9 protein-coding genes are annotated in these 12,136 nt (G+C 71.8%); 6 read left to right on the forward strand and 3 right to left on the reverse strand.

Annotated elements, in window-relative coordinates; genetic code table 11:
• Window positions 1–3: 3 nt before the first annotated feature.
• Complete coding sequence (locus STRIP9103_RS27140) at window positions 4–1,401, reverse strand: hypothetical protein (protein WP_009324368.1); 1,398 nt, start codon at window positions 1,399–1,401, stop codon at window positions 4–6.
• A gap of 245 nt (window positions 1,402–1,646) precedes the next feature.
• Here STRIP9103_RS27140 and STRIP9103_RS27145 point away from each other — a divergent pair, with 245 nt between their 5' ends.
• Entirely contained in the window at window positions 1,647–3,365 is a 1,719-nt protein-coding gene (locus STRIP9103_RS27145; RefSeq protein ID WP_048821061.1) for a BACON domain-containing protein, read from the forward strand.
• Between the two features lie 61 nt (window positions 3,366–3,426).
• On the opposite strand, the gene STRIP9103_RS27150 is transcribed toward STRIP9103_RS27145, so the two are convergent.
• Window positions 3,427–4,299 carry a hypothetical protein gene (locus STRIP9103_RS27150; RefSeq protein ID WP_009324364.1) on the reverse strand — a complete coding sequence of 291 codons (873 nt, stop codon included), beginning with the start codon at window positions 4,297–4,299 and terminating at the stop codon, window positions 3,427–3,429.
• A 71-nt stretch (window positions 4,300–4,370) separates the two neighbouring features.
• On the opposite strand from STRIP9103_RS27150, the gene STRIP9103_RS27155 reads away from it, so the two are divergent.
• The 4 genes from STRIP9103_RS27155 (at window position 4,371) to ilvD (ending at window position 9,046) form a co-directional block, all read left to right on the forward strand.
• Window positions 4,371–5,303, forward strand: a complete 933-nt coding sequence (locus STRIP9103_RS27155) for a Ppx/GppA family phosphatase (protein ID WP_009324369.1) — start codon at window positions 4,371–4,373, stop codon at window positions 5,301–5,303.
• 187 nt (window positions 5,304–5,490) lie between these two features.
• Window positions 5,491–6,312 carry a sugar phosphate isomerase/epimerase family protein gene (locus STRIP9103_RS27160; protein ID WP_009324370.1) on the forward strand — a complete coding sequence of 274 codons (822 nt, stop codon included), beginning with the start codon at window positions 5,491–5,493 and terminating at the stop codon, window positions 6,310–6,312.
• Window positions 6,312–6,980: a TetR/AcrR family transcriptional regulator gene (locus STRIP9103_RS27165; protein ID WP_048821062.1), complete on the forward strand. Its 669-nt coding sequence runs from the start codon at window positions 6,312–6,314 to the stop codon at window positions 6,978–6,980. Before STRIP9103_RS27160 ends, STRIP9103_RS27165 begins: the two co-directional genes overlap by 1 nt.
• Before the next feature lie 212 nt (window positions 6,981–7,192).
• Window positions 7,193–9,046 (forward strand): dihydroxy-acid dehydratase, encoded by a 1,854-nt coding sequence (gene ilvD, locus STRIP9103_RS27170; RefSeq protein WP_009324365.1) that lies wholly within the window; start codon window positions 7,193–7,195, stop codon window positions 9,044–9,046.
• A gap of 159 nt (window positions 9,047–9,205) precedes the next feature.
• On the opposite strand, the gene STRIP9103_RS27175 is transcribed toward ilvD, so the two are convergent.
• Window positions 9,206–11,467 carry a serine/threonine-protein kinase gene (locus STRIP9103_RS27175; protein WP_048821063.1) on the reverse strand — a complete coding sequence of 754 codons (2,262 nt, stop codon included), beginning with the start codon at window positions 11,465–11,467 and terminating at the stop codon, window positions 9,206–9,208.
• A 240-nt stretch (window positions 11,468–11,707) separates the two neighbouring features.
• On the opposite strand from STRIP9103_RS27175, the gene STRIP9103_RS27180 reads away from it, so the two are divergent.
• A complete protein-coding gene (locus STRIP9103_RS27180; RefSeq protein WP_009324363.1) occupies window positions 11,708–12,061 on the forward strand; it encodes an SH3 domain-containing protein in 354 nt (117 codons plus the stop codon).
• The last annotated feature ends 75 nt before the right edge of the window (window positions 12,062–12,136 follow it).

Below are 12,136 nucleotides of genomic sequence, written 5' to 3' on the forward strand. Positions count from 1 at the left end.
CCCCTACGGTCGGCGGCCGATGGTCAGGTTTGCGGGGCGGTACGGGACGTAGGCCGCGCCGTCCAGGTTGAGGGCGACGGCGGCTGTCTGGAGTGCGGCCGGGGTCGCGGTGGCGCCCCAGTGGCCGGAGTCGACGCGGTGTTCCACGGCGTGGAGCGCGGCGACCGTTTCGGCGACCGTGAAGGCGCAGTGGCCCTGGCGCTCGACGTAGGCCTGACGGAGAAGGGCGGCGTCTCCGGAGGCGCGGACTCGGGTGGCGAAGCGGGACTCCTGCTCCACGGGGACGAGGTTGTCGGCGGTGGTGTGGATGTTGAGGAGGGGGACGGCCAGGCCCTGGCCGGCGGAGGAGGTGCGGTCGGCGGTCGCGACGGCGGCGGGGTCGGCTGTGATGGTCGCGCCTTCGGTGAGGGATCGCAGGTCGGAGCGCAGGTCCAGGCCGGCCTGTCGGTACAGAGCCTTGACCAGAGGGGCGTGTTGGGAGGTGGACAGCACGCGCGCGTAGTCGAGGCCTTTGTTCCAGGCGTTGTTGCCGCCCAGCGCCCGTTCGATGTGGTAGCGGCCACCTTCGACGAAGTTCAGGATGCCCTGGGCGAACCAGTCGTACTGCTGGGCCTGTTGCTCCGCCCAGTCCCCGGCGGCGGGGCGGGCCTTGCCGGGGGACCAGGCGGGCAGGTTGAGGAAGGCGGCGGCGAGGGCGATGCGGGCCCGGCCCTCGGGGGTTTTCTGGGCGGCGTTGACGGCGGCGGTGAGCTGCTGGGCGGTGGTGGCCGCCTCGGCCTGGGAGGCGAAGTCCACCAGCTTCACGTCGGTGTCGGGGAGCAGGAGGCGGGCGATCGTGTACTCGGCGTCGAGCTGGTAGTTCTCCAGGTCGTTGGCGCCGGCGACGAGGCCGCACAGGCCCAGGGCGCCGTCGATCCCGCCGGCTCCGGAGCGGGCGAGCCGGGCGTTGACGAGGCCGCCCATGGACTGGCCGATGGAGAGGGTGCGGGTGGGTTCGCCGATCTTGTCGGTGACGGCCGCGATGGTCGCCAGTTGGTCGCGCTCCGCGCTCTCCAGTGCCCAGAGCGTCCTGCTCGTGTCGTACGAGCTGCCGGTCAGCGCGTAGCCCTCTTCGAGGAGGCGCAGGCGTACGGCCTCGGAGGGTGCGTTCTGGGCGACCGTGGCGCCGAAGCCGTGGCTGAAGACGATCAGGGTGCCGTTCCAGTCCTCCGGGACGTCGGCGATCCAGGTGGCGCCGTCGGGGAGGGTGCCGCTGAGGCGTTCGACCGCCGAAGCCGTCTGGGCGGTGGCCGAGGGCGGGGTGGCCGCCGGTGAGGCGGCGGAGCCGGTCAGGGAGAGGACTACGGCTGCGGCCAGGGCGGTGAGGGCGCGGGCTGTCGAGCGGCGGGTCCGTGAGGTCATGACGGCTGGGGCTCCTGTCTACGCGTGGGTGGGGGGACGGTGACGCGTGGTAACCCGGACCCGACGGAATGTAGGGCTGAAATGTTGTCGGGGTCAAGAAAGTGCACAACATTGAGAGGTGTGTGTCTGAGGTCGGCTGCGGAATCTGGGATTCCTGTCCCCTTATGAGGGATCGTTTCACCCGTACGGAGTAAATGTGCTGAACGGGCGTGAAGGTGCCGCTTCCTGGCGCCTACCGTCCATGAGTGATGAGCACCAGTCCGGAGACCTCGACCCGCACCACAGGCGCGCACCGGGCGCACCGCGAGGCGCGCGACCGGGCCGCGGCGCGCGCGGTGGCGCGGCGCCCGCCCGCGCGCTGCGAGCCGTACCTGGACGGTCTGTTCACGTACTGCCTGTCGGTGCTGTGCGACCACGACTCCGCGACCGGGGCCCTCGGTGACGTCCTCGCCCTCGCCGAGCGCCGCCGGGGCCCCGACGCCCCCGACGCCCGCCGCGCCTGGCTGTACGCCCTCGCCCGCTGGGCCTGCCTGCGCAGGCTCGCCGAGGTCCGGCAGACACGGCAGGGCACGCACGCCGCCGGGCGCCGGGCCACGTACGCCGGCGCCGAGAAGCCGCACGGCGCGAAGTCGTCCCCGAAGGCCGCCGGCAAGTCCGTGGCCCTCTCCGAGGACGAGGAGCGGCAGCGGCGGCGAGAACTCGCCCTGCTCGCCTGGCCGGAGGCCGCGGGCACCACACCCGAGCAACGTGAGGCGCTCGAACTGGCCGTGCGTCACCAGCTCGCCGCCCAGGAGGTCGCCGACGTCCTGGGCATGGACCTCGCCTCCGCGCGGGAGCTGCTCTCCTCCGCCGCCTGCGAGGTCGAGCGCACCCGGGCCGCCCTCGCCGTCGTGGAGACCGGCGCCTGCCCCAGCGTCGCCCGCCTCACCGGCGACCACCAGCTCGTCCTCACCGCCACCCTGCGCAGCGAACTCGTCCGGCACGTCGACGACTGCCCCGTCTGCCGTCGCGCCGCCGAGCGCGCCGTCCCCGGCCACTGGCCCGGCACCAGCGTCACGCCCGCCGCGCTGCCCGTGCTGGAAGCGCCGCGCGCGGCCCTGTGCGCGGCGATGGGGCACCTCACACGCGCGCGTGCGCCACGTTTCGACCGGCGCGGTTTCCCGATCGACCCGAGGGACCGCGCGGCCCGCCGGGATCGGCTACGCGCGCGTGCCGTCACGACGACCGTCGTCGCCACCGTGGTCGCCGCGCCCGTCCTCGCCCTCTGGGCCGCCTACCGGGGCGCGCCGCTCACCGGTGAGGGCGTCGACGGCCGCCCGATCACCGCCGGCCAGGAGCTCGGCGACGGCACCGTCGGCGACGGCAGCGGCGACACCTACGAGAACGCCGGCAGCGCCAGGGCCAAGCCCGGCGGGCTCGGCAGGGGCAAGCACACCCCGAAGGACGACGTCGCGGTCGAGGTCAGCCCCGGCAAGGGCCACGGCGGGCTCTCCGTCACGGCCGCGAACGACGGCGAGACCACCCTCATCACCCTGAAGGCGACCGGCGACACACCCGTCCACTGGTCCGCCCACACAGGCGACCACTGGCTCTACCTGAGCGAGTACTCGGGCACCCTGGAACCCGGCGAATCGTTGACGATCAAGGTGTACGTGGACCCGCTGACCGAGCCCGCCGGTCACTGGACCGCGCAGGTCTCGCTCGCTCCCTCAGGGACCGTCGTCACCATCGAGGGGCAAGGCCCGGTGCCCGCACCCCAGGACGACACCCACCCGACCCCACCGGCCCAGAACCCCGGCCCCCCGAGGCCCACACCGCCCCCGGATCCCGGCCCGGAGCCCACCCCGACCGACCCACCCCAGCCCGACCCGACCCCGACACCCACCGACCAGACCCCCACGGACCCGGCCACCCCGACACCACCGCCGGGCGACGGCGGCGGCGACCCGCCTCCGCCGTCGTAGCCGCCGTATGGCCGTCATACGACCACCGCGCCCGCCGAACCGCCACGCGCCCGCCGAACCGTCAGTCGACGACCGGATCCGCCGGATGCGGAGCCACCAGCGGCAGCCCCGACGCCAGCCGCTCCTCGCACAGCTCGACCAGGCGGTCGTACGCGGCCTTGCCCATCAGTTCGATCAGTTCCGGGCGGTACGAGACGTACACCGGCTCGCCCGCGCCGTGCGCCGAGGTCGCCGAGGTGCACCACCAGTGGAGGTCATGGCCGCCGGGGCCCCAGCCACGGCGGTCGTACTCGCCGATCGAGACCTGAAGGACCCGCGTGTCGTCGGGGCGGTCGATCCAGTCGTACGTTCGCCGCACCGGCAGCTGCCAGCAGACGTCCGGCTTGGTCTCCAGGGGCTCGCGGCCCTCGCGCAGGGCGAGGATGTGCAGCGAGCAGCCCGCGCCCCCGGCGAAACCGGGGCGGTTCTGGAAGATGCACGAACCCTTGTACGGGCGGGTCTGCCGATCCCCGTCCTCGTCCTCCGAGACCCAGCCGGACTCCATGCCCACGTCATGGAACTGCCAGATCTCCGGAGTGAGCCTCGCCACATGGTCGGCGACGCGCTTCTCGTCGTCCTCGTCCGAGAAGTGAGCACCCAGGGTGCAGCAGCCGTCGTCCGCGCGGCCCGCCTGGATGCCCTGGCAGCCGCTGCCGAAGACGCAGTTCCAGCGAGAGGTCAGCCATGTCAGATCGCAGCGGAACACCTGCTCGTCGTCCGCCGGATCAGGGAACTCCACCCATGCGCGCGCGAAGTCGAGCCCCTTCTCGTCGGGCTCCGGAGCGGCCTTCTTCTGCTTCGGTGGCTTGGTCGCCGCCTTCGCCCGCGAAGAACCGACGGCCGCCCCGGTTCCCGCTGCCGACTTGTCGGCCTTTGCCTTTTTCGTCTTTGGCACCCGTCCAGGGTACGGCGCCGCAGAGAGCATCCAGCGCGGTGCACGGCCCGGCTGGCAGTAGCGTTCCGTACATGAGACTCGGTGTCCTCGACGTGGGATCGAACACGGTGCATCTGCTGGTGGTGGACGCACACCCCGGCGCGCGCCCCCTGCCCGCGCACTCGCACAAGGTGGAGCTCCGCCTTGCCCAACTTCTCGACGAGGCGGGGGCGATCGACCCCGACGGCGTCGAGAAACTCATAGGAGTGGTCCACGAGGCGCTCCAGGCCGCCGAGGACAAGGGCGTGGAGGAAATGCTCCCGTTCGCCACCTCCGCGGTGCGCGAGGCCAGCAACGCCGACGACGTACTCGCCCGAGTGAAGGACGAGACCGGCGTCGAGCTGCAGGTCCTCACCGGCGCCGAGGAGGCGCGGCTGACCTTCCTGGCCGTCCGTCGCTGGTTCGGCTGGTCGGCGGGCAAACTGCTCGTCCTCGACATCGGCGGCGGCTCGCTGGAGATCGCGTACGGCATAGACGAGGAGCCCGACGCGGCCGTGTCGTTGCCCCTCGGCGCCGGCCGCCTCACCGCCGGCTGGCTCCCCGACGACCCGCCCGCCCCCGACGACGTCCGCGCCCTGCGCCGCCACGTCCGCGCCCAGATCGCCCGTACGGTCGGGGAATTCAGCCGCTTCGGCGCGCCCGACCACGTCGTCGCCACCTCCAAGACCTTCAAGCAGCTCGCCCGCATCGGCGGCGCCGCCCGCTCCGCCGAGGGCCTCTACGTCCAGCGCGACCTCAAGCGCGAAGCCCTGGAAGCCTGGGTCCCCAAACTCGCCGCCATGACCACCGCCCAGCGCGCCGCCCTCCCCGGTGTCTCCGAGGGCCGCGCCAACCAGTTGCTGGCGGGTGCGTTGGTGGCGGAGGCCGCGATGGACCTGTTCCAGGTGGAGACGTTGGAGATCTGCCCGTGGGCCTTGAGGGAGGGCGTGATCCTGCGGCGACTTGATCACATGGGTACGGCGTAGGAGGGACAAGGGGGTGCGTGGTTGTCTGCGGTGAGTGGGGCCGGTCGCGCCCGCGCCGCGCAACCACGCACAACCCGCACGCGCCCACGTCGCGTCGCCCCAACGGCGCATGGGTGAGGACACCTCACCCCCGGTTGACACCCGACCCCGGCCCACATGACGAACCGCACCCCTTAGGCTGTCTCGCGTGGCAGAACCCGTACGGATCCCGGATGCGAAGGTCGCACTGTCCACGGCCTCCGTGTACCCGGAGTCGACGGCGACGGCCTTCGAGATCGCCGCGCGCCTGGGCTACGACGGCGTCGAGGTGATGGTCTGGACGGATCCGGTGAGTCAGGACCTGGAAGCCCTGCGCCGGCTCTCCGACTATCACCAGATCCCGATCCTCGCCGTCCACGCCCCCTGTCTGCTGATCACCCAGCGCGTGTGGTCCACGGACCCCTGGGTCAAGCTCCAGCGCGCCCAGGCCGCCGCCGAGAAGCTGGGGGCGACCACGGTCGTCGTACACCCCCCGTTCCGCTGGCAGCGCCAGTACGCGCGTGACTTCGTCACCGGGATCTGGCGGATGGCGAACGAGACGGACGTACGGTTCGCCGTCGAGAACATGTACCCCTGGCGCTACCGCGACCGCGAGATGCTGGCGTACGCCCCCGACTGGGACGTGACGAAGGACGACTACCGCCACTTCACGATCGACCTCAGCCACGCCGCGACGTCCCGCACGAACGCCCTGGAGATGGTCGACCGCATGGGCGACCGCCTCGGCCATGTGCACATGGCCGACGGCAAGGGCTCGGCGAAGGACGAGCACCTCGTCCCGGGCCGCGGAAGCCAGCCCTGCGCCGAGTTGCTGGAACGTCTCGCCATGTCCGGTTTCGATGGCCATGTCGTGATCGAGGTCAACACCCGCCGCGCCATGTCCAGCGCCGAGCGCGAGGCCGACCTGGCGGAGGCCCTGGCCTTCACCCGGCTGCACCTGGCGTCGGCGGCGAAGGTCCCGAGGCGGTGATGGGAGCCGGGGCCGGGGCGGGAGCCGGGGCCGGAACCGAGGCCGGTGCCGGTGCCGGAGCCGCCCCCCGCCGCCGGGGACGGCCTCCTCGTGCGGAGTCGGCCGACACCCCCGCCACCCGCGACCGCATCCTCGCCGCCGCCCGGGAGGAGTTCTCCGAGCGCGGCTACGACAAGACGTCCGTACGCGGCATCGCCAAGGCCGCCGGGGTGGACTCGGCGCTCGTGCACCACTACTTCGGCACCAAGGAGCAGATGTTCGAGGCGGCGGTGGAGGTCGCCTTCTCGCCGGTGCTGGTTGTCAGGGACTCCGTCCTCGAAGGTCCCCTCGACGGCGTGGGAGAGCGCCTGACCCGTACGATCTTCGGTCTCTGGGAGAACCCGACCACCCGCAAGCCGCTTCTCGCCATCGTCCGCTCGGCGGTCAACCACGAGGCGGCGGCGGCCGTCTTCCGCCGTCTGGTCGCCACACAGCTGCTGTACCGCATCGCCCGCCGGCTGGAACTCCCGGACGCGGAGCTACGGGCCGAGCTGGCGGCGGCGCAGCTGGTGGGGGTGGCGATGCTGCGGTATGTGATCAAGGTGGAGCCGTTGGCGTCGGCGGACCCGGAGCAGATCATCAGGAGGGTGGCGCCTGTGGTGCAGGCCCACCTGACCGCGCCCCTTTAGGGGCGCGGGGCTGTGTCGATGTGCGGCTCCGCGGCGATGGGGGTTCCTCCCGCTCGAGCGCAGTCGAGAGTGGGGGAGCGAGCAACCACGACGAACGCGCAGCCGAAAACCGAGACACGCATCCCGTATTCCGGACGTCATGTCCAAGCTCTGGATGACCGGCGTACGCTCGACCTCAGTCATAACTCTCCGAAGGAGCGAGGCGAGCGACGATGCCCGAGCTGAGGTCCCGCACAGTCACCCACGGCCGCAACATGGCGGGCGCCCGCGCCCTTATGCGGGCCTCCGGTGTACCGGGCGCGGACATCGGCCGCAAGCCGATCATCGCCGTCGCGAACTCCTTCACCGAATTCGTGCCGGGCCACACCCACCTCCAGCCGGTGGGCCGCATCGTCAGCGAGGCGATCCGCGAGGCCGGAGGCATCCCGCGCGAGTTCAACACGATCGCCGTGGACGACGGCATCGCGATGGGCCACGGCGGCATGCTGTACTCCCTGCCCTCCCGCGACCTGATCGCGGACAGCGTGGAGTACATGGTCGAGGCCCACTGCGCCGACGCCCTGATCTGCATCTCCAACTGCGACAAGATCACCCCGGGCATGCTGAACGCGGCCCTGCGGCTCAACATCCCGACCGTCTTCGTCTCCGGCGGCCCGATGGAGTCCGGCCGGGCCACGCTGGTCGACGGCACGGTCCGTACGCTCGACCTGGTCGACGCGATCTCCGACGCCGTGAACGACAAGATCTCGGACGAGGACATCCTCCGTATCGAGGAGAACGCCTGTCCGACCTGCGGCTCCTGCTCCGGCATGTTCACCGCCAACTCGATGAACTGCCTGACCGAGGCCATCGGCCTCTCCCTCCCCGGCAACGGCTCGGTCCTGGCCACCCACTCGGCCCGCAAGCAGCTGTACGTCGACGCCGCCCGCACGGTCATGGACATCACCCGCCGCTACTACGAGCAGGACGACGAGACGGTCCTGCCGCGCTCGATCGCCTCGTTCGCGGCCTTCGAGAACGCCATGGCCCTCGACATCGCCATGGGCGGCTCCACCAACACGATCCTGCACCTGCTGGCCGCCGCCCAGGAGGCGGGCGTCCCCTTCGGCCTCAACGAGATCGACGCCGTCTCGCGCCGCGTGCCCTGCCTGTCCAAGGTGGCGCCGAACGTCGGCAAGAACCGCACGTACTACATGGAGGACGTGCACCGCGCCGGTGGCATCCCCGCCCTCCTCGGCGAACTGCACCGCGCGGGCCTGCTGAACGAGGACGTGCACTCCGTCCACAGCCCGTCCCTCGCCGACTGGCTGAAGACCTGGGACGTCCGTGGCGGCTCGCCCTCGCCCGAGGCCGTCGAGCTGTGGCACGCGGCCCCCGGCTGCGTCCGCTCCGCCGAGGCCTTCTCCCAGTCCGAGCGCTGGGAGTCCCTGGACGAGGACGCCGAGAACGGCTGCATCCGCTCCGCCGAGCACGCGTACTCCAAGGACGGCGGTCTGGCCGTGCTCAAGGGCAACCTCGCGGTCGACGGCTGCGTGGTGAAGACGGCCGGCGTCGACGAGTCGATCTGGACGTTCGAGGGCCCGGCGGTCGTGTGCGAGTCGCAGGAGGAGGCCGTCCAGAAGATCCTCACCCAGCAGGTCAAGGAGGGCGACGTCGTCGTCATCCGCTACGAGGGCCCCAAGGGCGGCCCCGGTATGCAGGAGATGCTCTACCCGACCTCGTACCTGAAGGGCCGGGGCCTCGGCAAGAGCTGCGCGCTGGTCACCGACGGCCGCTTCTCCGGCGGCACGTCCGGCCTGTCCATCGGCCACGCCTCCCCGGAGGCGGCCGGTGGCGGCACCATCGCCCTCGTCGAGGACGGCGACCGCATCCGCATCGACATCCCGAACCGTTCGATCGAGCTCCTCGTCGACGACGCCGAACTGGCCCGCCGCGAGCAGGCCCTGAACGGCGTCTACGCCCCGAAGAACCGCGAGCGCAAGGTCTCGGCCGCGCTGAAGGCGTACGCCGCGATGGCCACCAGCGCGGACAAGGGCGCGGTGCGGGATGTGACCAAGCTGGGCTGAGGCGGCCGGCCTGGGCTGAGGCCGGTGCGGTCAAGCCGGCCTGAGGCCGATCGTTCACCTGGCACCTGGCACCTGGCACCTGGCACCTGGACAACTGAGGGCCGTTCCCGCGCGGGGAGCGGCCCTCAGCCTTGCCGTGCTTCGCCGCGCTCGGCGGTGTCACCAACTCGCCGGGTCGCCGCCGTCCACCCCGAACACCGTCCCGTCGGGCGCGCCCGAGCAGATCCGGCCGTCGATGACGACGGGCTCGGGCAGCGCGGCCGCGACCCGGTCCGCGTCGCCGAGCCGAGGGGGCGTCTCCCCGCTGAGCCCGCCCTTGTCGGCGTCCAGCGCGAGCAGCCGTCCGTCGGCGGCAGTGAAGTAGACATGCCGGTCGTCGGCGACCGGCGCCGACCCCCGCGACACCCCGGTCTCGGCCCGCCACACCTGCTCGCGTGCCCCCATGTCGACGGCCATCAGCGAACCCCCGATGCCCAACAGGTACACGCGGTCGCCCCGCACACCCACCCGGGCCTGCTCGACCCGTACGGGCAGCGGGACCCGCACCGTCTCCTTCGCGTCGGGGTCGTAACGGACCACGGCCACCGTGTCGGCGTAGACCCCGCCGATCGCGACGAGGACGAGGGTGCCGTCGTCGACCCCGACCGGTTTCAGATAGCCCTCCAGCCGGGCGCTCCACCGCACGTCCCCGCTCTCCGGATCCACCGCGGTGATCCGGGTCCGCGCCTCCGCCTTCGCCGGGTCGTCCGGCGTGCTGACCACATACGCGAGCCCGTCCCCCACGAACGAACTGAAGTACGCCTCCTGCTGCCCCGGAACCCGCCGGCTCCACAGGGTGTCGCCGGTTGCGCCGTCCAGCCCGGTGACCGTCCCGTCGGCGGAGGTCAGCAGCAGGACGCCGCCCGTGTACCGCTTGCTGCCGTACGCGGTCAGGTCCCGCTCCCAGCGGACCTCGCCGGTGTCCGGGTCGAGCGCCTGCACCCGCCGCTCCCCGTCCGTCAGGACGTGTACCAGACCGCCCGCCGTGGCGGGCGGCTCACTCAGTCCGGCCGCATCCTCCTCGGTGAAGGTGTGCCGCCACAGCACGGTGCCGTCCGCCGGATTCAGCGCGGAGACCAGCCCCGGCTGCGCACACAGCAGCTTCCTCGCCCCGTACGAGCACTGCGGCGCCCCGCTCTTCTTCGCCGTCGGCTTGGTGGCCCAGGGTTCGAGGGCGGGCGCGGCGACCAAGGCCCCGGTGGCCCGAGGCGTGGCCGTGCGATCGCCCCCGTCGGCGCCCCCCGCCCACCGCACCGAGGCGAACACCCCACCCGCGACCAGCACCACCGCGGTGGCGACGAGAAGGGCCCGCTTACGAGGCCGGGCGCCGCCCCGAGACCCGGTCGCGGGCCCGCCCGACCCGCCATCGGCACGGCGACCGCTGTCGGCCACTCCGGCCACTTCGGACTCTTCGGCCCCTTCGGCACCCGAATCGGAACCTGCCCCCGAACCCTTCGGAACAGCCGAACCCGGCAACCAATCCGCACCGGCATGCGAACCCGAACTCGCACCCTCCCCCCTCCGCGTCGGTACGAACGACTGCGTGTCGTACGACGCCGAAACGGACCGCAGTTGGTGCATGAGCTGGTCCGCCGTGGGCCGGTCCTCGGGTTCCTTGGCGAGGCAGGCACGGACGAGGGGCGCGAGGTTCTCCGGTACGCCGGTGAGGTCCGGCTCGTCGTGTACGACCTGGTAGGCGACGACGTACGGACTGTCGGAGTCGAACGGCCCGCGCCCGGTGGCCGCGTGCACGGTCACCGAACCGAGGGCGAAGATGTCGGCGGCGGGCCCGACCTCCCGGGGCCGCCGGAACTGCTCGGGCGCCATGAACGGGGGAGTGCCGATCAACTTTCCCGTCTCGGTGCGCAGTTCGCTGTCCTTCGGGCGGGAGATACCGAAGTCGATGACCTTGGGCCCGTCTTCGGCGAGCAGCACGTTGCTCGGCTTGAGATCGCGGTGAACGACGCCCGCCCGATGGATGTCACGCAGCGCCTCCGCCAGCCCGGCCATCAGCCGACGCAACTGCCCCGGCGGCATGGGCCCGTTCCGCTTGACGTGTTCGGCGAGGGTCGGACCGGGGATGAAGAGGGTTGCCATCCAGGGCCGCGCACTGTCGGTGTCGGCGTCGACGACCGGCGCCGTGAAGGCACCGCTGACCCGCCGAGCCGCGGCCACCTCCTGCCTGAACCGCCCCCTGAACTCAGGGTCCTTGGCGAACTCGGCGTGCACCACCTTCACCGCGAGCCGCAACCCGGAGGTCGAGGTGGCCAGATGCACGACCCCCATGCCGCCCGAGCCCAGACACGCCCCCAGACGGTACTGGCCGGCGTGCTCGGGAAGTTCCGCTTCCGCCCCCGACCCGGCGTCCCGCTGCGGTGCCATGGGGCCCACCTCCGTGCTGTTCGGGCCGGTCGCGCGACGCACGGAGCCTAGTCGATGACACGTACGGGACAGAGGCGGCGTGCCCGTCGTCATGTGCGAATAACGTACATGTGTGCGTGGCTTGATATATGGGTATTAACGGCTCCCCATGACTGTCATGGGGTTCACGCCTTCACGCACACACGCTTCACGGCCGGCCGACGCAACGGCTCGACGGCCTCAAACGGGGGGAGATTTGCCATGTCCATCGACCATGTCGAAGAAGTCACGGGCGACGGCGGGGGCGAGGAGCAGCTGACGGCCACGGCATCGACGACGGCCGCGTCCGCCACGGTGACGGCAGCCGTCCGCTACTACTCGATCGCCCCCGGCGTCCGCCTCAACGTCCGCAGCGGTCCCAGCACCAGCTACGGCATCGTCCGCGTCCTCCCCGAGGGCTCCAAGGTTCCCATCTTCTGCCAGACCCCCGGCCAGACCATCTCCGGCCCCTACGGCACCACCAACCTCTGGGACAACATCGCCGACGGCGAGTACATCTCCGACGCCTACGTCTACACCGGCGTCGACGGCTACGTGGCCGGCCGCTGTGGCTGACGACTCAGCCACCGGGCCGCGGTGAGGCGCACCGCAGGCCCACGGTGACGGGAGCACAGGCCCACGGTGAAGGGG

Origin of the sequence: Streptomyces ipomoeae 91-03 (assembly GCF_000317595.1) — a bacterium.
Taxonomy (GTDB): domain Bacteria; phylum Actinomycetota; class Actinomycetes; order Streptomycetales; family Streptomycetaceae; genus Streptomyces; species Streptomyces ipomoeae.